Genomic DNA, 26,052 nt, shown 5'->3' with positions numbered 1-26,052 from the left:
CGTTCAGCCCCGTTGTGCCTCAGAAGACTGTTTCAGTAACGCTGGGCGAGGTACGACAGCAACTCGTCGTGGAGCAGACCGTTGGACGCGGCCGCGTTGCCACTGTGCGGGCCGGGACGGCCGTCGAGGCCGGTGAAGGTGCCGCCGGCCTCCGTCACCACGATCGCGTTGGCCGCCATGTCCCACAGGGACAGCTCCGGCTCGGCACAGATGTCCACGGACCCCTCGGCGACCATCATGTACGGCCAGAAGTCGCCGTACGCGCGCGTGCGCCACACGTCGCGGGTGAGGTCCAGGAACCCGTTCAGGTGTCCCCGCTCCTCCCAGCCACCCAGCGAGGAGTACGCGAAGGACGCGTCGGCCAGCTTCGAGACCTTGGAGACGTGCAGGCGGCTCGCCGAGGACAGGCTGCGGCCGGTGAAGGCGCCGTGCCCCTTCGCGGCCCACCAGCGGCGGCCCAGCGCGGGTGCGGAGACCACGCCCACGACCGGCTGGTAGCCGCCCTCGGCCACCTCCATCAGGGAGATCAGGGTCGCCCAGACCGGGACGCCGCGCACGTAGTTCTTGGTGCCGTCGATCGGGTCGATCACCCAGCGGCGTGGGCCGGTGCCCTCGATGCCGTACTCCTCGCCGAGCACCGCGTCCCGCGGGCGGGCGCGCTGCAACTGGCCGCGGATCAGCTCCTCGGCGGCCTTGTCCGCCTCGCTCACCGGGGTCATGTCCGGCTTGGTCTCGACCTTGAGGTCGAGGGCCTTGAAGCGGTCCATGGTCGTGGCGTCGGCCGCGTCCGCGAGCACATGGGCGAGACGCAGGTCATCACGGTAGTCCGGCATGTGACGAACGGTATCTGCCGGGGCGGCGCGGGGCTACAAGGGGAGGGCGGGTGATGCCGGTAAGTGATCGGGCGGTGACCTCGGTACGGCTGCGGTGCGCCCATGGCCCGCTCGTGGCACGCCCGCGTGTGTTGGCCGAAGGGCGCCCCCCGATGCCTTCGCGAACCCTTGACAGTGGATTCGTGCGCGTCAAATCTGGGCGCAGAGTCGCTCGCCCCAGGGAGGCGATGATGCCTGCAGCCCGGGAATCCCTTCTGGACGCCGCGTACGCCGCGCTTGCGCGCCGGCCGTGGGCTGCCGTGCGGATGGTCGACGTGGCAGCCGCGGCCGGGGTGTCCCGGCAGACGCTGTACAACGAGTTCGGCAGCAAGGAAGGCCTGGCGAGGGCGCTGGTGCGCCGGGAGGCCGACGGGTATCTCGCCGGGGTCGAACGGGCGTTGGGAAGCCATGCCGAGGCGCGCGAGCGGCTCACCGCGACCGCCGAGTGGATGACCTCCACGGCCCGCGAGAACGCGCTCGTACGAGCCATGCTTACCGGCTGCTGGAGCGAGCGCCTGCCCGCGCCGACGCTCTCCGCCGTGCCGTCCTCCTCCGCGGTGCCCGCGCAGCGCCGGGCGGACGGGCCGCTGCCCTCACCCGGCGACTTCGTGCAGATCGTGCGGGACCGGGCGGTGGCCGTGCTCTCCGGGACCGGCGCGGCCAGGTCGGACGGCGAGCTGGCCCGCTCCTGCGAACTGGCCGTCCGGCTCGCCCTGTCCTGTGTGGCCGCGCCCCCGGTGGACGGCGCGGTGGCGGACCTGGTCCGCGGCGCCCTCCACCGGCAGCCCGTGCACGACCGGGCTATTTGAGCCAGCCCACCTTCGTGTAGTCGTCGGAGGCCAGTCCGGTCGCGCCGAAGTTCGCCAGGTCGGAGCGGACCGCCAGCACCTGCGGACGCTGGTAGAGCGGGATGGAGTGGCCCAGCGCCCAGATCTTCGCGTCGGCCTCGTTGTACAGCTTGTTCGCGGCGGCCGTGTCGGTGGTCTCGCCCGCCTTCTTCAGCAGCGCGTCGATCTCCGGCGAGCCCACCGAGCCGTAGTTCTGGTAGAGGTTCTTGCCCGACGGCTGCCGGTAGATCGGGTACGCCTGGGAGCGGAACGTCTGGTCGACCCAGCGGAAACTGGTCAGGTCGAAGTTGCCGATGGTGACGTACTTGGAGAAGTAGTCGTCGCTCGGCACCTTCTGGATGTCGACCTTGATGCCGGCCTGCGCCAACTGCGCCTGCACCAGCTCCGACTGGTCGACCTGCGCCGAGGTGGAGCCGGCGCTGAGCGTGTAGCCGAGGGTGAGCTGCCTGCCGGACTTGACGCGCTTGTCGCCCTGGAGCTTCCAGCCCGCCGCGTCCAGCAGTTCGCCCGCCTTCTTCAGGTCGTACGTGGCGTAGCCGCCGGAGTTGTCCTGGTAGCCGGCCTGGTTGGGCATGAAGAAGTGGTTGCCGTACGTCCTCAGTTCGACCGGCAGGTCCTTGCCGAAGGCGGTGGCGATGGCCTTGCGGTCGATGGCGTGCTGGAGGGCCTGGCGGACCCGGACGTCCTTGAGCGGCCCGTGCGCGCCGTTGATCTCGATGTGCACCTCGTCCCAGCGGGCGCCGACCCGGACGTCGGTGCCGGCCGCCTTGTCGAGCCGCTTGTAGTCCTCGGGGAGGATCGCGGAGGCGTAGTCGATCTCCTTGTTGAGGTAGGCGTCGGTCCAGGCCGTGTAGTCGAGCGCACGGAAGACGATCGAGTCCAGCTTGGGCTTCGTTCCCCACCAGTTCGGATCCGGAACCGCAGTGATCGTCTGGGCCGTCCTGTCGTACGACGAGATCTTGAAGGCGTTGCCGGTGACCGGGATCTCCTCGGTCCAGCCCTTGTTGAACTTGTCGGGTGTGTCGATCGCGGCGGCCGGCAGCAGCGGGTCGAACAGCCGTTGCCAGTCGGCGTACGGACTGGCGAAGACGACCTTGACCTGGTGGGCGTCGGCGCCCTGGGCGACCTCGGTGATCTGCTCGTATCCGGAGGTGTCGGCGGCCTCGTACGCCTTGTTCCTCCCGTTCTGCGCCTGCCATACGGCCTTGAAGTCGCGCCAGCCCAGGGACTTTCCGTCGGACCATCTGGCCTTCGGGTTGAGCGTGTAGACGACCGTCTGCGGGCTGGTCGAGGTGACCTCGGCGGAGACCAGGAAGTTCTTGTTGAGGTGGCTGTCGCCCTGCGCGTCCGCGTCGAACAGGTCGGGTTCGACCAGCTCGTTGATGCTGGCGGCGTCGCCCTGGTTGCCGTTGGCGGTGTAGCGGTTGAAGTCGGCGATCCACTGCGAGATGGGCAGCTTGAGGGTGCCGCCCTGCTTGATGTCGCTCAGCGGGTGGGCGTTGATCTGCTGACTGCCGGCCGGGGCCGCGCTCTTCTGCGCGACGGGTTTGCCGTCGTCCGAGGAGCCGCAGCCGGTCACCAGCAACGCCGTCGCCGCGGTGGCGGCGAACCAGGCGGTGGCGGTGGTGGAGCGCAGGGGCGGGCGCATGTGGGGGTCCTTCGCGGAGAGGCGGAGTGGATGCGCCGAACGTAGAACGGGCCGCGACCGCCGGGGGAGGCCTCCCGGATTTCTGACATGTTCTCTTCATGATTTGGCAACAGGAGGACTACACCATTTCTTCTGTGCCTGCCTACCTGGCCAAACGCCTCGGCTACTACGCCGTGCTGCTGCTGGCCGCCGTCTGCCTGTCCTACCTGCTGGCGTCCCTCGCGCTCGACCCCCGCGCGTACTACGCCGGGCGGCAGCCGCCGATCCCCGCGGCCTCGGTGAACCACCACCTGACCGAGATCGGCGTCAACGACCACGACCCGCTGCTCTTCCGTTTCCTGCACTGGGCGGGCAGAGCGGTGCGCGGCGACCTCGGGCAGACCATCGACGGCACGTCCGTCAACGCCGAGTTCGGCCGCCGGATCGGCGTCAGCCTGCGGCTGCTGCTCGCCGGCACCGTCCTCGGCACGGTCGCGGGCGTCCTCGCCGGCGCCTGGACGGCCGTCCGGCAGTACCGGCTCAGCGACCGCGCGGTCACCGTCGCCTCCTTCGCGCTGCTCTCCACGCCCGTGTTCCTGCTGGCCATCCTGCTCAAGACCGGCGCGATCTGGTTCAACCAGAGCACCGGCACCGACCTCATCCAGTTCACGGGGGAGAAGAGCCCCGGCCTGACCGGCGGTTTCTGGACGATCCTCAAGGACCGCTCCGTGCACCTCCTGCTGCCCACCCTCTCCGTCGCCCTCTTCGCCGTCGCGAGCTACAGCCGCTACCAGCGCAACACCATGCTCGACGTCCTCGGCTCCGACTATCTGCGCACCGCGCGGGCGAAGGGGCTGGGGCGGCGGACGGTGCTGCTCAAGCACGGCCTGCGCACCGCCCTCATCCCCATGTCGACCTACTTCTCCTACGGCTTCCTCGCCCTGTTCACCGGCGCCACCTTCACCGAGACGATCTTCGGCTGGCACGGCATGGGCGAGTGGTTCGTGGACTCCATCGGCAAGAACGACGTCAACTCGGTCGTCGCCGTCAACGTCTTCGCCGCCGTCACCGTGCTCCTGTCCGGCTTCCTCGCCGACCTGCTGCACGCCGCCCTCGACCCGCGTATCCGGCAGGCGTCATGAGCACCGCTCTCGAAACACCCCCGGAGGGACTCGAACCGGAGGGCCCCGAACAGGCGGTGCCGGACAAGGCCCCGGTCGGCCGGGGCACCGTCGTCCTGCGCCGCTTCCTGCACGACCGCACCGCCCTCGCCGGCGCCGTCGTCCTGCTGCTGCTCTTCCTGCTGGCCTTCGCCGGCCCGTACGTCACCCCGTGGTCGTACAGCCACATCGACTACACCGCGCTGCGCGCCGCGCCCAGCGCCGACCACTGGTGGGGGACGAACCGTATCGGCCAGGACGTGTTCGCCCAGACCGTGCGCGGACTCCAGAAGTCCCTGGTCATCGGGTTGCTGGTGGCCGTGCTCGCCACCGGCCTCGCCTCGCTGGTCGGCGCCTCGGCGGGCTACTTCGGGGGCTGGACCGACCGGCTGCTGATGTTCCTCGTCGACCTGCTGCTGGTCTTCCCGGCCTTCCTGGTCATCGCGATCATCTCGCCCAGACTGCGCTCCGGCGGCTGGATCGCCTTCGTCGGGCTGCTCGCCGTCTTCGGCTGGATGATCACCGCACGGGTGGTGCGGTCCATGACCCTGTCCCTGAAGGAGCGTGAGTTCGTGCGCGCCGCCCGCTTCATGGGCGTCGGCCCCTTCCGGATCATCTGGCGGCACATCCTGCCCAACGTCGCCTCCTTCCTCATCATCGACGCGACCATCCAGGTCGGCGGCGCCGTGATGAGCGAGACCGCGCTGTCCTACTTCGGCTTCGGCGTCCAGCCGCCCGACGTGTCCCTGGGTACCCTGATCGCCTCCGGGACGAGCGCGGCGGTGACGTATCCCTGGATGTTCTTCTTCGCCGCCGGGCTGCTGGTGCTGTTCGTGCTGGCCGTGAACCTGGTGGGCGACGGCCTGCGGGACGCACTGGACCCGACCGCCCGGGGAGGAACCCGATGAGCACCACGCCCCTGCTCGAAGTGGCCGGTCTCGACGTCGACTTCGACGGACGCCCGGCGGTGCGCGGGGTCGGCCTCACCCTCCGCCGGGGCGAAGTCCTCGGTCTCGTCGGGGAGTCGGGGTCCGGGAAGTCCGCGACCGCCCTGGCCGTCCTCGGACTGCTGCCCGGCAACGCGGCCGTGCGCGGCTCCGTACGACTGGACGGAACCGAACTTCTCGGCCTCCCCGAGCGGGAACTGACCCGGATCCGTGGCCGGCGCGTCTCCATGGTCTTCCAGGATCCGCTCTCCGCGTTCACGCCCGTCTACCGGATCGGCGACCAGATCGCCGAGGCCGTACGCGCGCACCAGGACGTGTCCCGGGAGCGGGCGGCCGAGCGTGCCGTCGAACTCCTCGACCTGGTCGGGATCCCGGAGCCCGCCCTGCGCGCAAGGTCGTTCCCGCACGAGTTCTCCGGCGGCATGCGCCAGCGCGCGATGATCGCCATGGCGATGGCCAACGACCCCGACCTGATCCTCGCCGACGAACCGACCACCGCCCTCGACGTCACCATCCAGGCCCAGGTCCTGGACGTGCTGCGAACCGCCCGGCAGGCGACCGGAGCGGCCCTGCTGCTGGTCAGCCACGACCTCGGGGTCATCGCCGGGACGGCCGACCGGGTGGCCGTGATGCGCGACGGGCGGGTCGTCGAACAGGGCGCGGTGGACGACGTCTTCCGGCGGCCCCGGGAGCCGTACACCCGGGAGCTCCTGGCGGCGGTGCCCCGCCTCGACGCGCCGCGCCGGCCCCGGCCGGGCGGCGGGGAGCCGGTGCTCAGGGTGCGTGGCCTGGCCCGCACCTTCCCCGTCCTCAAGGGCACCGCCTTCCGGCGCCGCGTCGGCACCGTGTACGCCGTGGACGGCGTCGATCTGGAGGTGCGGCGGGGCGAGACGCTCGCGCTGGTCGGCGAGTCGGGGTCCGGGAAGTCCACGACCCTCTTCGAACTGCTGGAACCGGCCCGGCCGGAGGGCGGCTCGATCGAGTTGTTCGGGCAGGACCCGGGCAGCCTGGGCAGGGCGGAGGCCAGGGCGCTGCGGAGGCGGATCCAGATCGTCTTCCAGGACCCGATGGCCTCGCTCGATCCCCGGATGCCGGTGGGGGACATCGTCGCGGAGCCGCTGCGCACCCAGGGGGCCGGCCGGGCCGCGGCCGGACGGCGGGTGCGGAAGCTGCTGACGCAGGTCGGGCTCGATCCGGCGGACGCGGAGCGGTACCCGCACGAGTTCTCCGGCGGGCAGCGGCAGCGGATCGGCATCGCCCGCGCGCTGTCCGTGGAGCCGGAGCTGCTCGTGCTGGACGAGCCGGTGTCCGCGCTGGACGTCTCCGTCCAGGCGGGGGTGCTGGACCTGCTGCGGCGGCTGCAGGACGAGCTGGGGCTGGCGTATCTGTTCGTCTCGCACGACCTGTCGGTGGTGCGGAACATCGCCGACCGGGTGAGCGTGGTGTACCTCGGCCGTACGGTCGAGGCCGGGCCGGTGGACGAGGTGTTCGCGGCGCCCCGGCATCCGTACACCCAGGCCCTGCTGTCGGCCGTGCCGCTGCCCGATCCGGAGCTGGAGCGGAAGCGGACGCGGATCCTGCTGGCGGGGGACCCGCCGAGCCCTACGCGCAGATACGAGGGGTGCCGGTTCCGGGGGCGGTGTCCGTTGTACGCGGAGCTGGCCGAGGAGGAGCGCAGGAGATGCGCCGTCGACGTGCCGGTGTTCGAGGGGGACGGGGTCGCCTGCCACTTTCCCCGGGTGCGCTCGGTCGTGTGACGCCGGGCGCGCCCGGTCCGCCGCCGCTCAGTGGGACGAGCCCGAAAGCTGCAGGCCGATCACTCCCACGATCACCAGGCTGATCGAGACGAGCTTCAGCGTCGAGACCAGGTCGCCCAGGAAGACCATGCCGTAGATCGCCGTGCCCGCCGCGCCGATGCCGGTCCACACCGCGTACGCCGGGCCCACGTCCAGCTTCCTCAGGGAGAGGGTCAGCAGGCCGAAGCTGCCCAGGGCGAAGGACGCGAAGGCCACCGTCGGCCACAGCCGGGTGAAGCCGTGGGAGAGCTTGAGGCACACGGCGAAGCCGGTCTCCAGGATCCCGGCCACGATCACCAGCAGCCACGCCATGTGCTGTCCTCCCGTATGTCCAGCTCGGTGCGATTATGCACTTACCGAACTCGGGCCATGACAAACACCCCGGTGGTCAGTCGCCTTCCTTGCGCTCCCGCGTCGCCAGCAGCCGGCGCAGCGAGTACAGGCGGGCCGGGTCCGCATGTCCCTCGGCGACCCACGCGTCCAGTGCGCAGTCCGGCTCGTCGTGGCTGCACGCGCGCGGGCAGTTCTCCGTGCCGGGCTCAAGGTCGGGGAACGCGTGGATCACCCGGGACGGGTCGATGTGGGCCAGGCCGAAGGAACGGATGCCCGGGGTGTCGATGACCCAGCCCTCGTCGTCGGACAGGGGCAGGGCGAGAGCGGAGGTCGTGGTGTGCCGGCCCCGGCCCGTCACCGCGTTCACGTGTCCGGTCGTACGGCGCCGGTCCTCCGGGACCAGGGCGTTCACCAGCGTGGTCTTGCCGACGCCCGAATGACCGACGAACGCCGTGATCTTGCCGTCGAGAAGCTCCCGGACCCGGCCGGCCGCGTCGCCCGTCGCCAGTTCCTCGCGGCTCGTGACCACGTACGGGATATCCAGGTCGCCGTACAGCTCCAGGAGCTTGTCCGGCGGGGCCAGGTCCGACTTGGTCAGGACCAGCAGCGGGGTGAGGCCGCCGTCGTAGGCCGCGACCAGACAGCGGTCGATGAGCCGGGGGCGGGGTTCCGGGTCGGCCAGGGCCGTGACGATCGCCAGCTGGTCGGCGTTGGCGACGACCACCCGCTCGAACGGGTCGTCGTCATCGGCGGTACGGCGGAGCAGGGACGTGCGGTCCTCGATGCGCACGATACGGGCGAGGGTGTCCTTCTTGCCTGACATGTCACCGACCAGGGCCACCCGGTCGCCGACCACCGCGGCCTTGCGGCCCAGCTCACGGGCCTTCATCGCCAGGACCGTACGGTCCTCGACCAGGCAGGTCAGACGGCCCCGGTCCACGGTGAGGACCATGCCCTCGGCGGCGTCCTCGTGTGCGGGGCGGATGTTCGTCCGGGGCCGGGTGCCCTTGCGGTTGGGACGGCTGCGGATGTCGTCCTCGTCGGTGTGCTTGCCATAGCGGCGCATCTCGTACGCCCCTAGGCCCCGTCGCTCCCGAGCATCCCGGTCCACAGGTCGGGGAAGTCCGGCAGGGTCTTCGCCGTCGTCGCCACGTTCTCGATCTGCACGTCGGGCACGGCCAGGCCGATGATCGCGCCGGCCGTCGCCATGCGGTGGTCCTCGTAGGTGTGGAAGACACCGCCGTGCAGCCTGCGCGGGCGGATGCGCAGCCCGTCGGCGGTCTCGGTGACGTCACCGCCGAGCTCGTTGATCTCCTTGGTGAGCGCGGCCAGCCGGTCCGTCTCGTGCAGCCGGAGGTGGGAGACCCCGCGCAACGTGGAGGGGGTGTCCGCGAGGGCGGCGACCGCCGCGATGCCGGGGGTCAGCTCGCCGACGTCACCGAGGTCGACATCGATGCCGTGGATCCGGCCCGAGCCGGTGAACTCCAGGCCGTACTCGGCCAGTTCGCAGGAACCACCCATCTCGGTGAAGATCTCGCGCAGCCGGTCGCCCGGCTGGGTCGTCCGGGACGGCCAGTCCGGGATCAGCACCCTGCCGCCCGTCACCAGGGCCGCGGCGAGGAACGGCTGGGCGTTCGAGAGGTCCGGCTCGACGGTGAGGTCCCGGCCGAGCAGGGCGCCCGGGGTGACCCGCCAGACGTTCGGCTCGCCGCCCGACTCCGGGGTGTCCACCTGGGCGCCGACCGCGCGCAGCATGTCGACGGTCATCCGGATGTGGGGGAGGGAGGGGAGGCTCCGGCCGGTGTGGCGGACCTCGACGCCCTGGTTGAAGCGCGGGCCGGAGAGCAGGAGGGCCGACACGAACTGGGAGGAGGACGAGGCGTCGATGGACACCGGGCCGCCGTCCAGCGCGCCGCCGCCGTGCACGGTCAGCGGGAGCGCGCCCCGGCCGTCGTCGTCGATCCGGGCGCCGAGGACGCGCAGGGCGTCGATCACGCCGTGCAGGGGGCGCTCGTAGGAGCGGGGGTCGCCGTCGAAGCGGATGTCGCCTGCGGCGAGGGTGGCGACCGGCGGGAGGAAGCGCATCACCGTGCCGGCGTTGCCGACGTCGACGGTGGCGGGGCCGCGGAGCCCTGCGGGGAGCACCCGCCAGGCCTCGCCGGAGCCGTCGGGGCCCACGCCCTCATCGATGCCGACGCCCATCGCGCGCAGGGCGCCGGCCATCAGCAGGGTGTCGCGGGAGCGGAGGGGGCGGCGCAGCCATCCGGGTTCGGAGGCGAGGGCGGCGAGGACGAGGGCGCGGTTGGTGACCGACTTGGACCCCGGCACGTGAACCGTGGCGTCGACGGCTCCGCGCGCGTGAGGGGCGGGCCAGAGGGCGGTTGGTGCGGTGGGGTTTGCGGCCATGGGGTCACTTTAGTGGCAGGGGGCGGTGACGGCCGGTGGGCGGCCGGCCGGTGGGCGGGTGCGGCGCCGCTTCGCGGAGAGGCCGGTGGTCGGGTGCGGCGCCGTGGGGGCTGATCGCGCAGTTCCCCGCGCCCCTTTGGGGCGGCTGTGGTGCCGTCGGCTGCGATGTGCTGGTCGCGCCCGCGCGGCGGAGCCGCAAATCGAATACAGCCCCGCGCCCCTCAGGCCCGCTGTGGTGCCGTCGGCTGTGAAGTGCTGCTCACATCCCCAGGAGCCACCTGCCGCCGCCGATCAGTGAGCACAGCGACACCGTGTGGAACAGGAACAGCCATACGCCCGCCGGGAGATGGGTCAGCCTCGACAGTTGGTCCGCGTCCGAGTCGCCGGCGCCGCCGCGGGATCGCTTCGCCTGGAGTTCGAAGGCCGGGCGGACTCCGCCCAGCAGCAGGAACCACACCACGGCGTACGCGAACGCCGCCTGTACCTGGGGGCCGGCCAGCCAGGACACCAGCAGGAAGGTGCCGCCCGTCAGGAACACCGTCAGGACGCCGTACGCGTTGCGGATCATCACCAGCATGACGACGAGCAGGGCGGTGGCGAGCCAGAGCAGGAGGGTGATGCGGCCGGCGCCGAGGAGGGCCGCGCCGCCCAGGCCGAGCAGCGGGGGAGCGGTGTAGCCCGCCACCGCCGTGAGGATCATGCCGATGCCGTGCGGCTTGCCCCGGCTGAGCGTGAGGCCGCTGGTGTCGGAGTGCAGCCGGATGCCGGTGAGCTGGCGGCCGGTGAGCAGGGCGGTCAGACCGTGGCCGCCCTCGTGGGCGATCGTGATGGCGTTGCGGGATATCCGCCACAGGTTGTGCGGGACGACCACCGCGAGCGCGGCGGCCAGGGTCGCGAGCACCACCCACAGATCGGGGTCGGACTGGGTGCCCGTCAGACGGTCCCAGAGGTCGGGCAGCGCGAGGGCGGCGATGCTGTCCATGGTGCGGCGGTTGCTCCCTCTGGTCAGGCGGAGTCTGGCAGTGTTGCACGTATGTGCGGACGGTATGCATCCAGTCGTAGGCCCGAGGATCTCGCAGGAGTCTTTGAAATAGACAAGTGGGAGCCCGAGGAGACCCTGGAGCCCGACTACAACGTGGCTCCGACCAAGGAGGTCTACGCCGTTCTCGACCGTCCGTTGAAAGACGCCGACGACCGCCGTCCGGTTCGCCAGCTGCGCAGGCTCAAGTGGGGGCTGGTGCCCTCCTGGGCCAAGTCGCCCGAGGGCGGCGCCCGGATGATCAACGCGCGGGCCGAGACCGTGCACGAGAAGCCGTCGTACCGGCGCGCCTTCGCCGCCCGCCGCTGCATCCTGCCCGCCGACGGCTACTACGAGTGGGTCACGGCGAAGGAGGAGCGGGACCTGGAGGTCGAGGGGAAGAAGAAGCGGCCGCGCAAGCAGCCGTACTTCGTGCTCCCGGCCGACGGCTCGGTGTTCGCGATGGCCGGGCTGTACGAGTTCTGGCGGGACCGTACGCTGCCCGACGAGCATCCGCTGGCCTGGTGGGCGACGTGCTCGGTGATCACCACCGAGGCGGAGACCGGGCCGCTGGCGGTGGCGCCCGCCGAGGGGCCGAGTTCGCTGTCCGACATCCACCCCCGGATGCCGCTGATGCTGACCCCGGACCGCTGGGACGCCTGGCTCGACCCGGCCCGGACGGACGTCGAGGACCTGCGCTCGCTGCTCGCCCCGCCGCCGGAGGGCCTGATGCGGGCCTACCCGGTCTCCACGGCGGTCAGCAGCGTCCGCAACAACGGCCCGGAGTTGCTGAAGGAGCTGGAGGGGCCCGAGGAGGGCACGCTCTTCTAGCCTTCTGGTGTGACCACAGCGAAGATCGTCGGTACGGAGGCGGGGGACGCCCGCATCACCTGGTACGAGGCGGAGAAGGCGCGCCTGGTGCTCGCGGTCAGCCATGGGGCGGGCGGGGGCATCGAGGCGCGGGACCTGCAGGCGATCGCAGCGGTCCTGCCGGAGCACGGCGTGACCGTCGCGCTCGTCGAGCAGCCCTGGCGGGTCGCCGGGAAGAAGGTCGCGCCCGCGCCGAAGACGCTCGACGCCGGCTGGCGGGGGGTGTGGCCCGCGCTGGCCGCGCCGGGGCTGCCGGTGGTGTCGGGCGGGCGCAGCGCCGGAGCCCGGGTCGCCTGCCGTACGGCGACCGAGCTGGGGGCGGCCGCCGTCCTCGCGCTCGGCTTTCCGCTGCATCCGCCGGGCAGGCCGGAGAAATCACGGGCCGAGGAGCTGCTGGGCGCCGGGGTGCCCACGCTGGTCGTGCAGGGCGGGAACGATCCGTTCGGGAAGCCGGCCGAGTTCCCGGACGGGGAGTACGAACTCGTCGAGGTGCCGGGCGCCGATCACGGGTTCGCGGTGCCCAAACGCGCGGAGATCGGACAGGAAAGGGCAGTGACTATCATCACGGACGCGGTCGTCGCGTGGACCGCGGCACTCGGGTAACGCCCGGGAATGTTGTGCGAAGGACCACTGTTGAGGCGGACAGAAGTGCTGGGGCACCAGCGCCGACGCCGAAGGAGAGGAAGTCCGCCGCATGGGTTCGACCATCTGCCCGAGCCGCGACAGCCGCGTTGACCTGGACTGGTCGGTGCTGCACGCGGCCAAGACCGCTCCTATTCGAGCGGCGGCAGGCACGGGTCGTGTTCTATCCTCCGAGACGAGTGGGATCGGTTTCGGTCCTGCCCGGGAACTTGAGGAGGTGGGTCCGGTCACCGGTACCGACGCAGGGACCGACAACGGCCAGGCGGAGCTGCCCGAGGGCCAGGGCGTCAGCGCGGAGTCGACCTCGGAGCGCACCGCGCGCTTCGAACGGGACGCGCTCGAATTCCTCGACCAGATGTACTCGGCCGCGCTGCGCATGACCCGCAACCCGGCCGACGCCGAGGACCTGGTGCAGGAGACCTACGCCAAGGCGTACGCGTCCTTCCACCAGTTCCGCGAGGGCACCAACCTCAAGGCCTGGCTGTACCGCATTCTCACCAACACCTTCATCAACTCGTACCGCAAGAAGCAGCGCGAACCCCAGCGCTCCGCGGCCGAGGAGATCGAGGACTGGCAGCTCGCCCGCGCCGAGTCGCACATGTCGACCGGTCTGCGCTCCGCGGAGTCGCAGGCGCTCGACCACCTGCCCGACTCGGACGTGAAGGAAGCGCTGCAGGCGATCCCCGAGGAATTCCGCATCGCCGTCTATCTCGCCGACGTAGAGGGCTTTGCGTACAAGGAGATCGCGGACATCATGGGGACACCCATCGGTACGGTGATGTCCCGGCTGCACCGGGGCCGCCGTCAACTGCGCGGCATGCTGGAGGACTACGCGCGTGAGCGCGGGCTCGTCCCGGCCGGTGCCGGAGAGTCGAACGAAGCGAAAGGCTCGGGCTCATGAGCTGCGGAGAGCCGCACGAGACGGACTGCAGTGAGGTACTCGATCATCTGTACGAGTTTCTCGACAGTGAGATGCCGGACGTCGATCGCGTCAAGTTCAGGCAGCACTTCGACGAGTGCTCCCCCTGCCTGGAGAAGTACGGGCTGGAGCAGGCCGTGAAGAAGCTGGTCAAGCGGTGCTGCGGGCATGACGACGTGCCCAGCGACCTGCGGGCCAAGGTGCTCGGGCGGCTGGATCTGATCCGCTCGGGCCAGACCGTCCCGGAACACGACGTCACCGTTGCCCCGGCCGTACAGGTCACTCCGGTCGCGCCGGAGAGTTGACCGCGGCGGCGCCGAGCCGTTCCCGCCCCGGTGTCCCGTCACCCGAACGTGCTAATCCTCCGGTCATAAGCCCCCGGACCCTCCAGCTCCCGCCCTAGGCTCCGGAGCCTGGACAGGCATGGTCGGGGGAGGGGCGAGATGGAGGCGGTTCCGGCACGGGTGCGGGCGTACGTGACCTGTGTCGCCCTCGCCGCACTGCTCTGTGTACTGCCCCTGCCGGGCGTACATACGCCGTGGTGGGCCGTCGCGCTCCTCGCTGCGCTGTACGCGGCCTGCGAACACGTCGTACGGCGCCGTCTCGGCGGCACCTTCTACCCGGTGCTGCTCGCCGCCGCCTTCCTGCTGCCTCCGCCGGCCGCGGCGCTCGTACCGCTGCCGGGTGCGTTGCTCTCACGCGCGGAGCAACGGCCGCAGGCGCTGCGCCGGACCTGGCGGGCCGCCGAGCTGGCGCTCGCCGTGTGGGGCGCGGGGCGCGTGCACTGGGCGCTGGGCGGGCGGGACGCGGTGGTGGACTCCGACTTCCCGTACGCGCTGCTGCCCTGCGGCGCGGCCGTGCTGGCCTTCTGCGCGGTTCTCGCCGTGCTGGACGGCGGGATCCTCACCGTGGCCGAGAGAGTCCCGGTACGCCGGGCCTGGCGCGGTCTGCTGTCCCGCTCCCTCGCCCCGGTCGGGGTGCACGGGCTGGCCGGGCTGATGATGGCCGTGCTCTGGCGCAGCCCCTACGGTCCCGTCGCCGCGCTGCTCGTCCTGCTGCCGATGTGCGTGTCCTGGTGGGTGTTCGCCCAGTACCACCGGGAGCGCGCCGCCCACCAGGCCACCATCCGGGCGCTCGTCCAGGCCGTCGACATCAAGGACGGGTACACCCGCGGGCACAGCGAGCGGGTCGGACAGGCCTCCGTGATGATCGCGCGCGAGCTGGGCATGGACGACGACCGGGTGGAGGTGCTCCGTTTCGCCGGCATCCTCCACGACGTGGGAAAGCTGGGCGTGCCCACCCGGCTGCTCCGCAAGAACGGGCCGCTCACCCCGGAGGAACGGCGGATCATCGAACTGCACCCCGAGTACGGCCACGAGATGGTGCGCGGGATCTCCTTCCTCGGCGAGGCCCGCGCGGCGATCCTCCACCACCACGAGCGCATCGACGGCAGCGGCTACCCCTACGGACTGGTGGGCACCCAGATCCCGGAATCCGCCCGCGTGGTCGCCGTCGCCGACGCCTTCGACGCGATGACGTCGACCCGCTCCTACAGCCGGGCCCGGCCGGTGGCCGCCGCGGTGACGGAGTTACGGCGGTGCGCCGGACGGCACTTCGACGCGGGGGTCGTCGACGCCCTGGCGCGAGCGCTGGCCAGACAAGGCTGGCACCCCGCGGTCACCGCGGACGTCCACCCGACCGACCCGACCGACCCGACCGAGCCGCCCGACCCGACCGAGCCGCCCGACCCGACCGAGCCGACCGAGCCGACCGACCAGGCTGAGCCGACCGACCAGGCCGATCCGTCCCACCAGGCCGATCCGTCCGACCGGGCCGTCTCCGGTCCGCCGGGCGGTGACCGCGAAAGCGTCGGGCGGGGTGCCCTGTGATGCCCGGTGAGCCGGCGTTCGCCCCGGGACAGGCCGGCGGCGGCTCCGCACAGACGGGCGGTGGCTCCGCCGGTCCGGCCCCGGGACTCGGCTTCCGTCGTCCCGCCGCGCTCGGGTGCATCCGTCTCGCCGCCCTGCTCCTCGCCCTCGGCTGTCTCGCCGGCACCCTCTGGCAGGGCCTCGACGACCGCGGTGTCGCCGTCGCCTTCGGCGTGCTCGTCGGCGTCGGGGAGTGGGCCCGGTGGACCGGCGCCGAGGTGCGGGAGGCCGCCCCGCTCGGGGCCGCCGGCGGGCTCGCGTACGCCCTGCTCGGCGCCGATGCCGGGATGGCCACCCACGACGGGGCCTTCCAGGTCGTCACCGTCGTCTGCGCGGCCTCGCTGCTGGGGAACGTCCCGCACATAGCCAGTGGGCGACGGCCCACCCTCGACCACCTCGCCCGCCGCGTCCTCACCGTCGGCTTCGCCGCCGTCTGCTTCCAACCCCTCTACAGCAGGGGCGTGTTGGAGCAGTGGGGCGGACCGGCGTACGCGCTGCTGCTGGTCGCGCTGCTCGTGCTCACCGCGCTGTGCGACGCCGTGCTCGCCGCCGGGCAGGCCCACTCCCGCACGGGGTGGCCGTTCGGGCCGCTGCTGCGCGACGAGCTGCGCGGGCTGCTCGGCATCGGGTCCGCCGTCTGCGCCACCGGAGCGGTGATGGCGCTGGCCGTCGCCGTCGTGGGGCTGTGGGCGCTGCCCGTCTTCTGTCTGCCCCTGCTCCTCACCCAGCTGTCGCTGCGGCGGTACGCGGCCGTCCGGGCCACCTACCGGCAGACCATCGCCTCCCTCGCCCGCGCCACCGAGATAGCGGGGTACACCCCGGCCGGGCACGCCCGCCGGGTGGCCACGCTGAGCCAGGCCGTCGGGCGGGACCTGGGGCTGTCCCAAGCGGAGCTCACCGTGCTGGAGTACGCGGCGCTGATGCACGACATCGGCCAGCTCAGTCTCGTCGACCCGGTGCCCGCCGGGGCCACCGCCGGGCTGCCGACGGCGGAGCAGCGACGGATAGCCCTGCTCGGCGGAGCCGTCGTACGGCAGACCGGGGTGGACGCGGCGGTCGCCGTGGTCGTGGAGCGGCAGGCCGACCCGTACCGGGAGCAGCCGGTCGCCGCGCGGATCGTGCGGGCCGTCAACGCGTACGAGGAGAAGACCCGGGATTCCGGGCCCGGCGGGCCGTTGACGGCGCTGGAGGAGTTACGCCTGGCCACTGCCGGGGACTACGCTCCCGAGGTCGTGGAGTCGCTGGCCCGCGTGCTCTCCAGGGACTGTCTGACCTTGCGCGCGGCTGGGTAACCCATGGGTAATGAGCGGCCCTCCCGTCGTACGTGGTTGGATGCGAGGGAGAGGGTGATGTCCGGGGGCACAAGCCAGCCCAAGGTGCGGAAATGGAACTGGCAGGCGGGAATCGTGAGGATCTTCGGCAAGGGACGGCACCGGCCCTCCGCCTCCTGGCGGCAGGCCACCGACCGCGCGTTCACGCTGATCGGTGACGGCCGGTACGAGGACGCGGGCGAGCTGCTGACACGTGCCGCCGACCTGGAGCCCTGGCTGTCGGAGTCCTGGTTCAACCTCGCCCTGCTGCACAAGTTCCGGCACGACTGGGAGCAGGCACGCGCGGCCGGACTGCGCGCGGTGGCCCTCCTCGACCGGGAGACCGGGGCGCCCGACTGGTGGAACGTGGGCATCGCGGCGACCGCGCTGCAGGACTGGCCGCTGGCCCGGCGGGCCTGGCAGGCGTACGGGCTGCGGGTGCCGGGAGGCGCCACCGCGTCCGGTGAGCCGGACGGCATGGACCTGGGCAGTGCCGCCGTGCGGCTGTCCCCGGAGGGGGAGGCCGAGGTGGTGTGGGGGCGGCGGCTGGACCCCGCCCGGATCGAGGTGCAGTCCATTCCGCTTCCCTCGTCCGGGCGGCGCTGGGGCGAGGTCGTCCTCCACGACGGGGTGCCGCACGGCGAGCGGACCACGGCGACCGGGCACGCGTACCCCGTCTTCGACGAGATCGAGCTGTGGGCGCCGTCGCCGGTGCCGACGTGGGTGGTGCTGCTGGAGGCGGCGACCGAGGCGGACCGGGACGCGTTGGAGCAGCTGGCCGGTGATGCCGGGTTCGCGGCGGAGGACTGGTCCTCTTCGGTGCGGTTGCTGTGCCGGATGTGCTCGGAGTCGCGGATGCCGTCCGACGAGGGGGACGGGGTGCATCTCGATCCCCACGACCACAGTGAGCCGGGGCATCCGGGGCCGCTCGGGCATCGGACGGACGGGCAGCTGTGGGTGCCGGAGCGGGAGTGCGGGGTGGCTGCGCCGGCCTCGCTGGTGAGGGGGTTGCTGGACGGGTGGGTCGCGGACAGCCCTGACTCTCGGGACTGGCGGGATTTGGAAGAGGTCTGCTGAGGCCGGTGGATCACTGCGGGCCGTGTGCGGTTGCTCGCGCCCACGCGGCGGAGCCGCATATCGCACACAGTCCCGCGCCCCTAAAAGACAGGGCAGTCCACGTACCCTGTATCAGCAACATCACCCCCGTTTTACCTAGGAAGGCTTACGTCGGTCATGGCCCAGCAGGACACCGATCAGCAGCACGTGGGCGTGCTCCCCGTGGATGACGAGGGCTTCGTCGTCGACACCGAGGGGACCGAGGAGCGCGAGAACGCCTGGCGTGAGCGGGGGACCTCGCGGCCCATCACCGTCGTCGGGAACCCGGTGCTGCACAAGGAGTGCAAGGACGTCACCGAGTTCGGGGCGGAGCTGGAGCAGCTCGTCGCCGACATGTTCGCGAGTCAGCGGACCGCCGAGGGTGTCGGCCTCGCCGCCAACCAGATCGGCGTCGACCTGAAGGTCTTCGTCTACGACTGCCAGGACGACGCGGGCGCCCGGCACGTGGGTGTCGTCTGCAACCCGAAGCTGGTCGACCTGCCGGCGGACAAGCGGCGGCTGGACGACAGCAACGAAGGGTGCCTGTCGGTGCCCACCGCCTACGCCCCGCTCGCCCGGCCCGACTACGCCGAGGTCACCGGGCAGGACGAGAAGGGCAACCCGATCAAGGTGCGCGGCACCGGCTACTTCGCTCGGTGTTTGCAGCACGAGACCGATCACCTGTACGGCTACCTCTACATCGACCGGCTCTCCAAGCGCGAGCGCAAGGACGCGCTGCGACAGATGGCCGAGAACGAGCCACGCTACCCCGTGGTCGCCAACGACTGAGACGGAGAAGGGCAGCTGTGACGCCTGGTCGGGACTCCTCCGACCAGGCGTTCGTCATGTTCGGCCAGACTCGCTCGTCTGTGCGTCGCACATTCGATCCTTTGTGCACCCCTAACGATCCTTAATCAGTCACACAAGGGGAGATTCTCGGCACTGTGGGGTAGTGAGTGAAGCAAATCCGTTCCCAGACTGGTCAGTTGTGGTGCTGAATGGGAACTGCGGGGATACGCAACGGCGCACGCCCGGCACAGCGGGAGGGGCGTGCGCACCTGGCTCGGCTGAGAGGGGTTTGTTCGTGCATGCTTTCCCACGCAGCACCACATCGACGCCGACGGCGGTCGCGGTTCCACCGCAACTCGCCCTCCCGGTGATCGAGGCCGAGTTTCCCCGGCAACTGCATCCGTATTGGCCGCACCTACAGGAGAAGACCCGTCTCTGGCTGCTGGAAAAGCGGCTGATGCCGGCCGACAAGGTACAGGAATATGCCGACGGCCTTTGCTACACGGACCTCATGGCGGGGTACTACCTGGGTGCGTCCGACGAGGTCATCCAGGCGATATGCGACTACAGCGCCTGGTTCTTCGTCTGGGACGACCGCCACGACCGTGACGTCGTGCACCGCAGGCCGGCCGACTGGCGGCGGCTGCGGTTCCGGCTGCACGCGGCCCTCGATGCCCCCCTGCACCACCTGCACCACCCCGACACCCTGGTCGCGGGGTTCGCGGACAGCGTCGCGCGGCTGTACTCGTTCCTGCCGGTGACCTGGAACCAGCGCTTCGCCCGGCACTTCCACGCGGTGGTCGAGGCCTACGACCGCGAGTTCCGCAACCGTAGGTCGGGATATGTTCCCGGAGTCGAGGAATACCTGGCCCTGCGGCGCCTCACCTTCGCCCACTGGATATGGACTGATCTGCTGGAGACGGCGTCCGGGACCGAACTCCCGGACGAGGTAAGGAAGAACCCGGCGTACCGCAGGCCGGCGCTGCTCAGTCAGGAATTCGCCGCCTGGTACAACGACCTGTGCTCGCTGCCGAAGGAAATAGCGGGCGACGAGGTGCACAATCTCGGAATCAGTCTCGTCACCCATGAGGGAATGAGCCTGGAACAGGCCGTCGAGGAAGTCAGGCGACGCGTCGAGGAATGCATTCGCGAATTCCTGGTCGCCGAGCGGACCGCGCTGCGGTTCGCCGATCGGCTCGACGACGGCACCGTGCGCGGAAAAGAACTCGGCGCCGCCGTCACGGCCTCCGTCGGCAATATGCGGAACTGGTTCAGCTCCGTCTACTGGTTCCACCACGAATCCGGCCGTTACATGGTCGACAGCTGGGACGACCGGTCCACGCCCCCGTACGTCAACAACGAAGCGGCAGGTGAGAAATGACCGTCGAGTCCGTGAACCCCGCGACCGCGGAGGGTTCCGAACACAGTCAACTGCGCGTACCGCCCCTCGCCGGCGGCGGTGTGCCGGTCCTCGGACACGGCTGGCGGCTGGTCCGCGACCCGCTCGCCTTCATGTCCGGACTGCGCGCCCACGGCGACATGGTGCGCCTCAGGCTCGGCCCCAAGGAGGTGTACGCCGTCACCACCCCGGAGCTCACCGGCGCCCTCGCCCTGAACCCCGACTTCGTCATCGCCGGCCCGCTGTGGGAGTCGCTGGAGGGACTGCTCGGCAAGGAGGGCGTGGCCACCGCCAACGGCCCCCGCCACCGGCGCCAGCGCCGCACCATCCAGCCCGCGTTCAACCTCTCCGCGATCCCGGACTACGGGCCGGTCATGGAAGAGGAGGCGCACGCGCTGACCGAGCGCTGGCAGCCCGGCGCCACTGTCGACTGCACCGCGGAGTCCTTCCGGGTCGCCGTCCGCATCGCCGCCCGCTGCCTGCTGCGCGGCGAGTACATGGACGAGCGCGCCGAGCGCCTCAGCGTCGACCTCGCAAGCGTCTTCCGCGGTATGTACCGGCGGATGGTCGTACCACTCGGCCCGCTGTACCGGCTGCCGTTGCCGGCCAACCGCGAATTCAACCGGGCGCTGGCCGATTTGCATCTCCTCGTCGCCGAGATCGTCGCCGAGCGCCGGGCATCTGGTCAAAAGCCGGACGATTTGCTGACGGCATTGCTCGCGGCGAAGGACGAGAATGGCGATCCCATCGGGGAACAGGAGATCCACGACCAGGTGGTGGCGATACTCACCCCCGGCAGCGAAACAGTCGCCTCCACGATCATGTGGCTGCTCCAGGTGCTCGCCGAACACCCGGAACACGCCGAGAAGGTACGGACCGAGGTCGAATCGGTGACGGGCGGTCAGCCGGTTGGTTTTGAGCACGTTCGCCGGCTCACGTACACCAACAATGTCGTCGTCGAGGCGATGCGTTTGCGGCCCGCCGTATGGATATTGACGCGGCGCGCCAAGGCCGACACCGAGCTCGGCGGCTATCGCATTCCGGCCGGGGCCGACATCGTCTACAGCCCCTACGCCATCCAGCGCGACCCGCACTCGTACGCCGGGCACCTCGACTTCGACCCGGACCGCTGGCTGCCGGAGCGGGCGGGGGACGTGCCCAAATACGCCATGAGCCCCTTCAGCGTCGGCAACCGCAAGTGCCCCAGCGACCACTTCTCCATGACCCAGCTCAGCCTGATCACGGCGGCCCTGTGCGCCAGGTACCGCTTCGAACAGGTCGCAGGATCGAACGACACGACCCGGGTGGGCATCACCCTGCGCCCGCACCGGCTGCTGCTCGCACCCGTGCCCTGGTGACCTGCCGACCGGCGGGTCACGCCTGATACCGGCGCGCGCTCAGGCGGCCTCAGGGCCCCGGAACGCGCGCCGGTAGGCGTTCGGCGTCGTACCCAGCGACCGCACGAACTGGTGCCGCAGCGCGGCCGCCGTCCCGAAGCCGGTACGGCCCGCGATGGCGTCCATCGTCTCGTCCGTCCCCTCCAGCAACTCCTGTGCCAGCAGCACCCGTTGCCGCAGGATCCAGCGGTACGGCGTGGTGCCGGTCTCCTGCTGGAAGCGGCGGGCGAAGGTGCGCGGGGCCATCAGGGCGCGGGCGGCCAGCTGCTCGACGGTGACCTCCTCGTCGAGGTGCTCCGTCATCCAGGCCAGCACCCCGCCGACCGTGTCGCAGGGACCCTCCGGCAGCGGACGCTCGATGTACTGGGCCTGGCCGCCGTCCCGGTGCGGGGGCACCACCATCCGCCGGGCGATCTTCGCGGCGACCTCCGGGCCCTGCTCCTTGCGCACGATGTGCAGACAGGCGTCGATGCCGGCCGAGGTACCCGCCGAGGTGATCACCGGGTCCTCGTCGACGTACAGCACGTCCGGCTCCACCCGGGTCCGCGGGAAGCGGCGGGCCAGCAGGTCCGCGTGCCGCCAGTGCACGGCACACCGGCGCCCGTCCAGCAGCCCGGCCGCGCCGAGCACGAAGACGCCGGAGCAGACGCTGAGCACCCTGGCCCCCCGGTCCACCGCCCGGCGCAGCGCGGCGAGCAGCTCGGGCGGGTAGTCCCGGGCGAGATTGGTGTCCGAGGCCGGAACGGCGATCAGATCGGCCTCTTCCAGCCGGTCCAGACCGTACGGCGTGGAGACGGTGAGGCCCGGCACGTGGGTGCCGAGTGCCGGCCCCTCCGCCGAGACCACCGCGAAGTCGTACACCGGCAGCCCCTCGTCGGAGCGGTCGAGGCCGAAGACCTCGCAGACCACTCCGAGCTCGAAGGGGTGCACACCGTCGAGGAGCACCGTGGCCACGTTCGTCAGCATGCTGCCAGTGTGCCTCGCCGCTGGCAGTAATTCGAGGGTGTGTGGCAGTGCTGCCACTGACGGTAAGGAGTCTGGAGAGCCACAGTGGTGTCCATGAACGGAAACCAGATCGAAGGTCTCATCGGAATGGTCCTGGTCCTCGGCATCCTGGTCCTCATGGCCCTCCCGTCCCTGCTCGGCATCGTGCGCGACCGGCGCATCGACCGGCAGATCAGGGAGGCCCATGAGGACCGCGGGGAGCGGGAGGCTCAGAAGTCCTCGTCCAGGTCGACGGTGCCCTCGACCGCCACCTGGTACGCGGACGGGCGGCGCTCGAAGAAGTTCGTCAGCTCCTGAACGCCCTGGAGCTCCATGAAGGAGAACGGGTTCTCCGAGCCGTAGACCGGGGCGAAGCCCAGGCGGCCGAGCCGCTGGTCGGCGACGCACTCCAGGTACTGGCGCATCGAGTCGGTGTTCATGCCCGGCAGACCCTCACCGCACAGGTCCCGGCCGAACTGCAGTTCCGCCTCCACGGCCTCCCGCAGCATGTCGGTGACCTGCTGCCGGAGCTCGTCGTCGAAGAGCTCCGGCTCCTCCTTGCGGACGGTGTCCACGACGTCGAACGCGAAGCTCATGTGCATCGTCTCGTCACGGAACACCCAGTTGGTGCCGGTGGCGAGACCGTGCAGCAGCCCCCGGCTGCGGAACCAGTAGACGTACGCGAAGGCACCGTAGAAGAACAGGCCCTCGATGCACGCGGCGAAGCAGATGAGGTTGAGCAGGAAGCGGCGGCGGTCGGCCTTGGACTCCAGGCGGTCCAGGTTGTCCACCGAGTCCATCCACCTGAAGCAGAACTCGGCCTTCTCGCGGATGGAGGGGATGTTCTCCACGGCGGCGAACGCGGCGGTGCGGTCGTCCGGGTCGGGGAGGTAGGTGTCCAGCAGGGTCAGGTAGAACTGGACGTGCACGGCCTCCTCGAAGAGCTGGCGCGACAGATACAGGCGCGCCTCCGGGGAGTTGATGTGCTTGTACAGCGTCAGCACCAGGTTGTTCGCCACGATCGAGTCGCCTGTCGCGAAGAAGGCGACCAGACGGCCGATCATGTGCTGCTCGGCGGGCGTGAGCTTCGCGAGGTCGGCCACGTCCGAGTGGAGGTCGACCTCCTCCACGGTCCAGGTGTTCTTGATGGCGTCCCGGTAGCGCTCGTAGAAGTCCGGGTAGCGCATGGGGCGGAGGGTCAGCTCGAAGCCGGGGTCGAGGAGATTCTGGTTACGGGCGGACATCACTGGCAGGCCTCGCAGGACTCGGGGTTTTCCAGGGAGCAGGCGACGGCGTCCTCGGGAGCCGTCTGCTGCACGGGGAGGGTGGCCTGGGCCGCGCGGGCGATCCGGGTCGCCGGGCGCGAGCGCAGGTAGTACGTCGTCTTCAGGCCCGACTTCCAGGCGTACGCGTACATCGAGGAGAGCTTGCCGATGGTCGGCGTCTCCAGGAAGAGGTTCAGGGACTGGGCCTGGTCCAGGTACGGGGTCCGGGCGGCGGCCATGTCGATCAGTCCGCGCTGCGGGATCTCCCACGCCGTGCGGTAGAGCCGCCGTACGTCCTCCGGGATCCAGACGAAGTCCTGCACAGAGCCGTTGGCCTCGCGCAGCGCCTCGCGGGTGCGGGCGTCCCAGACGCCGAGGTCCTTGAGGTCCTGCACCAGGTAGGAGTTGACCTGGAGGAACTCACCGGAGAGCGTCTCGCGCTTGAAGAGGTTCGAGACCTGCGGCTCGATGCACTCGTAGACACCGGCGATGGACGCGATGGTGGCCGTCGGCGCGATGGCGAGCAGCAGGCTGTTGCGCAGGCCGGTCGTGGCGATCCGCGCGCGCAGCGCCGCCCAGCGCTCCGGCCAGGTGAACTCGACGTCGTAGTGGTCGGGGTGCAGCACACCCCGCGCGGTACGGGTCTTCTCCCAGGCCGGCAGCGGGCCGCTGCGCTCGGCGAGGTCGGCGGAGGCCTCGTACGCCGCGAGCATGATCCGCTCGGCGATCCGGGTGGAGAGGGCCTTGGCCTCGGGGGAGTCGAAGGGCAGGCGCAGTTTGAAGAAGACGTCCTGGAGGCCCATGGCGCCGAGGCCGACCGGCCGCCACCTGGCGTTCGAGCGGCCCGCCTGCTCGGTCGGGTAGAAGTTGATGTCGACGACCCGGTCGAGGAAGGTGACGGCGGTGCGGACGGTCTCGTCCAGCCGCTCCCAGTCGATGTCACCGCTCGCCGTGTCGACGAAGGCTCCGAGGTTGACCGAACCGAGGTTGCAGACCGCCGTCTCGCCGTCGTCCGTGACCTCCAGGATCTCCGTGCAGAGGTTGGAGGAGTGGATGACGTGACCGGGCAGGGCCGTCTGGTTCGCGGTGCGGTTGGCCGCGTCCTTGAAGGTCATCCAGCCGTTGCCGGTCTGCGCGAGGGTACGCATCATCCGGCCGTACAGGTCACGGGCCGGGATGGTCTTGCGCGCGAGGCCCTTGTCCTCCGCCGCCCGGTAGGCCGCGTCGAACTCGGCGCCCCACAGGTCCACCAGCTCCGGCACGTCGGCGGGGGAGAACAGCGACCACGGCTCGTCGGCGTTCACCCGGCGCATGAACTCGTCCGGCACCCAGTGCGCGAGGTTCAGGTTGTGCGTACGGCGGGCGTCCTCACCGGTGTTGTCGCGCAGCTCCAGGAACTCCTCGATGTCGGAGTGCCAGGTCTCCAGGTAGACCGCGGCCGCGCCCTTGCGCCGGCCGCCCTGGTTCACGGCGGCGACCGAGGCGTCGAGGGTCTTCAGGAACGGCACGATGCCGTTGGAGTGCCCGTTGGTGCCGCGGATGAGGGACCCGCGGGAGCGGATGCGGCTGTACGAAAGCCCGATGCCGCCGGCGTGCTTCGAGAGCCGGGCGACCTGGTGGTAGCGGTCGTAGATGGAGTCCAGCTCGTCCTTGGGGGAGTCGAGGAGGTAGCAGGACGACATCTGGGGGTGCCGGGTGCCGGAGTTGAAGAGGGTGGGGGAGGACGGGAGGTAGTCGAGGCGGCTCATCAGGCCGTGGAGCGCGGCTACTTCGTCCACCGACCTGGCGGTGTCGTCCTCGGCGAGACCGGCGGCGACCCGGAGCAGGAAGTGCTGGGGGGTCTCGATGACCTTGCGGGTGATCGGGTGCCGGAGCAGGTACCGGCTGTGCAGGGTGCGCAGGCCGAAGTAGCCGAAGCGGTCGTCGGCGGCCGGGTCGACGAGCGTGTCGAGGCGCCGGGCGTGCAGCCGTACGAACTCGGCGGTGCGGTCGGCGATGAGCCCCTCCCGGTGCCCCACGGCGACGGACTCGGTGAAGGACGTAACGCCCTGCGAGGCGGCCTCGGCACGGACGGAGATCGTCAGCAGCCGGGCGGCGAGCCTGGAGTAGGCGGGGTCCTCGGAGATGAGACCGGCGGCGGCCTCGGTGGCCAGCTCGCGCAACTCCGCCTCGTCGGCCCGCGCCGACCGGCCGCGCAACGCGGCGGCGGCGACCCGGCCGGGGTCGGCGTCGGGGAGGTCGGCGGTCAGCTCGGTCAGGGTCCGCAGCAGCGCGGTACCGGGACCGTCGTCTGCCACGGATTCCACAGAGCTGGTCGCTGAAGCCGGTTCGGCTGGCGCGATGGTCACGTGGGGCTCTCCCTCGCTGGGCTCGGGGCCTGGCGGAGGGCAGAGGGCAGCACGAGCGCACGTGGGCACGCGTCGAGACCCCGGCCCACTCCACGAGGC

At 70.9% G+C, this 26,052-nt stretch carries 24 protein-coding genes; 15 read left to right on the top strand and 9 right to left on the bottom strand.

All coding sequences use genetic code 11. The features are described 5' to 3' along the window. Nucleotides 1–32: 32 nt before the first annotated feature. Nucleotides 33–833 (bottom strand): histidinol-phosphatase, encoded by an 801-nt coding sequence (hisN, locus tag ACFWPS_RS22335; RefSeq protein WP_383707700.1) that lies wholly within the window; start codon nt 831–833, stop codon nt 33–35. A gap of 227 nt (nt 834–1,060) precedes the next feature. Here hisN and ACFWPS_RS22330 point away from each other — a divergent pair, with 227 nt between their 5' ends. Continuing rightward, complete coding sequence (locus tag ACFWPS_RS22330; protein WP_383707698.1) at nt 1,061–1,681, top strand: TetR/AcrR family transcriptional regulator; 621 nt, start codon at nt 1,061–1,063, stop codon at nt 1,679–1,681. Here the strand turns inward: ACFWPS_RS22330 and ACFWPS_RS22325 are convergent. Then, nucleotides 1,674–3,368 (bottom strand): ABC transporter family substrate-binding protein, encoded by a 1,695-nt coding sequence (locus ACFWPS_RS22325; protein WP_383707696.1) that lies wholly within the window; start codon nt 3,366–3,368, stop codon nt 1,674–1,676. The genes ACFWPS_RS22330 and ACFWPS_RS22325 overlap by 8 nt on opposite strands. 134 nt (nt 3,369–3,502) lie before the next feature. On the opposite strand from ACFWPS_RS22325, the gene ACFWPS_RS22320 reads away from it, so the two are divergent. Genes ACFWPS_RS22320 through ACFWPS_RS22310 form a run of 3 tightly spaced genes read left to right on the top strand, consistent with a single transcriptional unit; the run spans nt 3,503 to nt 7,211 of the window. Next, entirely contained in the window at nt 3,503–4,489 is a 987-nt protein-coding gene (locus ACFWPS_RS22320) for an ABC transporter permease (protein WP_383707694.1), read from the top strand. Next, entirely contained in the window at nt 4,486–5,415 is a 930-nt protein-coding gene (locus ACFWPS_RS22315) for an ABC transporter permease (RefSeq protein ID WP_383707692.1), read from the top strand. The genes ACFWPS_RS22320 and ACFWPS_RS22315 overlap by 4 nt, the downstream gene beginning before the upstream one ends. After that, nucleotides 5,412–7,211: a dipeptide ABC transporter ATP-binding protein gene (locus ACFWPS_RS22310; RefSeq protein WP_383707690.1), complete on the top strand. Its 1,800-nt coding sequence runs from the start codon at nt 5,412–5,414 to the stop codon at nt 7,209–7,211. Before ACFWPS_RS22315 ends, ACFWPS_RS22310 begins: the two co-directional genes overlap by 4 nt. Nucleotides 7,212–7,238: 27 nt before the next feature. Here ACFWPS_RS22310 and ACFWPS_RS22305 read toward each other — a convergent pair whose 3' ends face one another. The 4 genes from ACFWPS_RS22305 to ACFWPS_RS22290 all read right to left on the bottom strand — a co-directional run bounded on the left by ACFWPS_RS22305 (nt 7,239) and on the right by ACFWPS_RS22290 (nt 10,971). Beyond that, a complete protein-coding gene (locus tag ACFWPS_RS22305; protein WP_383707688.1) occupies nt 7,239–7,562 on the bottom strand; it encodes a DMT family transporter in 324 nt (107 codons plus the stop codon). A 76-nt stretch (nt 7,563–7,638) separates the two neighbouring features. Continuing rightward, nucleotides 7,639–8,649: a ribosome small subunit-dependent GTPase A gene (gene rsgA / locus ACFWPS_RS22300; RefSeq protein ID WP_383707686.1), complete on the bottom strand. Its 1,011-nt coding sequence runs from the start codon at nt 8,647–8,649 to the stop codon at nt 7,639–7,641. Between the two features lie 11 nt (nt 8,650–8,660). Further along, nucleotides 8,661–9,989, bottom strand: coding sequence for a 3-phosphoshikimate 1-carboxyvinyltransferase (aroA, locus tag ACFWPS_RS22295; protein ID WP_383707684.1), 1,329 nt, complete (start codon nt 9,987–9,989; stop codon nt 8,661–8,663). Nucleotides 9,990–10,248: 259 nt separating this feature from the next. Next, nucleotides 10,249–10,971, bottom strand: coding sequence for a M50 family metallopeptidase (locus tag ACFWPS_RS22290; RefSeq protein ID WP_383707682.1), 723 nt, complete (start codon nt 10,969–10,971; stop codon nt 10,249–10,251). A gap of 51 nt (nt 10,972–11,022) precedes the next feature. On the opposite strand from ACFWPS_RS22290, the gene ACFWPS_RS22285 reads away from it, so the two are divergent. The 10 genes from ACFWPS_RS22285 (at nt 11,023) to ACFWPS_RS22240 (ending at nt 21,317) form a co-directional block, all read left to right on the top strand. Next, the gene (locus ACFWPS_RS22285; protein ID WP_383707680.1) at nt 11,023–11,838 is read left to right on the top strand and encodes an SOS response-associated peptidase; all 816 of its coding nucleotides are present in this window, start codon (nt 11,023–11,025) and stop codon (nt 11,836–11,838) included. A gap of 9 nt (nt 11,839–11,847) precedes the next feature. Continuing rightward, nucleotides 11,848–12,480 carry an alpha/beta family hydrolase gene (locus tag ACFWPS_RS22280; protein WP_383707679.1) on the top strand — a complete coding sequence of 211 codons (633 nt, stop codon included), beginning with the start codon at nt 11,848–11,850 and terminating at the stop codon, nt 12,478–12,480. 256 nt (nt 12,481–12,736) lie between these two features. After that, the gene (gene sigR / locus ACFWPS_RS22275; protein ID WP_189267612.1) at nt 12,737–13,420 is read left to right on the top strand and encodes an RNA polymerase sigma factor SigR; all 684 of its coding nucleotides are present in this window, start codon (nt 12,737–12,739) and stop codon (nt 13,418–13,420) included. Continuing rightward, nucleotides 13,417–13,743, top strand: coding sequence for a mycothiol system anti-sigma-R factor (gene rsrA / locus ACFWPS_RS22270; RefSeq protein ID WP_383707677.1), 327 nt, complete (start codon nt 13,417–13,419; stop codon nt 13,741–13,743). The genes sigR and rsrA overlap by 4 nt, the downstream gene beginning before the upstream one ends. Nucleotides 13,744–13,881: 138 nt before the next feature. Then, nucleotides 13,882–15,327 carry an HD-GYP domain-containing protein gene (locus ACFWPS_RS22265; protein WP_383707675.1) on the top strand — a complete coding sequence of 482 codons (1,446 nt, stop codon included), beginning with the start codon at nt 13,882–13,884 and terminating at the stop codon, nt 15,325–15,327. Next, nucleotides 15,327–16,658 (top strand): HD-GYP domain-containing protein, encoded by a 1,332-nt coding sequence (locus tag ACFWPS_RS22260; RefSeq protein ID WP_383707673.1) that lies wholly within the window; start codon nt 15,327–15,329, stop codon nt 16,656–16,658. The genes ACFWPS_RS22265 and ACFWPS_RS22260 overlap by 1 nt, the downstream gene beginning before the upstream one ends. Nucleotides 16,659–16,772: 114 nt before the next feature. Beyond that, complete coding sequence (locus tag ACFWPS_RS22255; RefSeq protein ID WP_361290439.1) at nt 16,773–17,753, top strand: hypothetical protein; 981 nt, start codon at nt 16,773–16,775, stop codon at nt 17,751–17,753. 156 nt (nt 17,754–17,909) lie between these two features. After that, on the top strand, nt 17,910–18,560 hold the full coding sequence (gene def / locus ACFWPS_RS22250) for a peptide deformylase (protein ID WP_383707671.1): 651 nt from the start codon (nt 17,910–17,912) through the stop codon (nt 18,558–18,560). A gap of 295 nt (nt 18,561–18,855) precedes the next feature. After that, nucleotides 18,856–19,941: an epi-isozizaene synthase gene (cyc1, locus tag ACFWPS_RS22245; protein ID WP_383707786.1), complete on the top strand. Its 1,086-nt coding sequence runs from the start codon at nt 18,856–18,858 to the stop codon at nt 19,939–19,941. Continuing rightward, on the top strand, nt 19,938–21,317 hold the full coding sequence (locus tag ACFWPS_RS22240) for a cytochrome P450 (RefSeq protein WP_383707669.1): 1,380 nt from the start codon (nt 19,938–19,940) through the stop codon (nt 21,315–21,317). The genes cyc1 and ACFWPS_RS22240 overlap by 4 nt, the downstream gene beginning before the upstream one ends. Nucleotides 21,318–21,356: 39 nt before the next feature. Here ACFWPS_RS22240 and ACFWPS_RS22235 read toward each other — a convergent pair whose 3' ends face one another. Next, the gene (locus ACFWPS_RS22235; protein ID WP_383707667.1) at nt 21,357–22,322 is read right to left on the bottom strand and encodes a helix-turn-helix domain-containing protein; all 966 of its coding nucleotides are present in this window, start codon (nt 22,320–22,322) and stop codon (nt 21,357–21,359) included. Between the two features lie 93 nt (nt 22,323–22,415). On the opposite strand from ACFWPS_RS22235, the gene ACFWPS_RS22230 reads away from it, so the two are divergent. Then, nucleotides 22,416–22,658 carry a hypothetical protein gene (locus tag ACFWPS_RS22230; protein ID WP_383707665.1) on the top strand — a complete coding sequence of 81 codons (243 nt, stop codon included), beginning with the start codon at nt 22,416–22,418 and terminating at the stop codon, nt 22,656–22,658. On the opposite strand, the gene ACFWPS_RS22225 is transcribed toward ACFWPS_RS22230, so the two are convergent. Together ACFWPS_RS22225 and ACFWPS_RS22220 are read right to left on the bottom strand one after the other, a co-directional pair. Then, nucleotides 22,571–23,584, bottom strand: a complete 1,014-nt coding sequence (locus tag ACFWPS_RS22225) for a ribonucleotide-diphosphate reductase subunit beta (RefSeq protein WP_383707663.1) — start codon at nt 23,582–23,584, stop codon at nt 22,571–22,573. The genes ACFWPS_RS22230 and ACFWPS_RS22225 overlap by 88 nt on opposite strands. Further along, nucleotides 23,584–25,953 (bottom strand): ribonucleoside-diphosphate reductase subunit alpha, encoded by a 2,370-nt coding sequence (locus ACFWPS_RS22220; protein ID WP_383707661.1) that lies wholly within the window; start codon nt 25,951–25,953, stop codon nt 23,584–23,586. Before ACFWPS_RS22220 ends, ACFWPS_RS22225 begins: the two co-directional genes overlap by 1 nt. Nucleotides 25,954–26,052: the final 99 nt, after the last annotated feature.

Source organism: Streptomyces sp. NPDC058457 (assembly GCF_042720695.1).
GTDB lineage: Bacteria > Actinomycetota > Actinomycetes > Streptomycetales > Streptomycetaceae > Streptomyces.
Note: the sequence above shows the minus strand (reverse complement) of the source record. Positions and strands in the feature narration are given on the sequence as shown.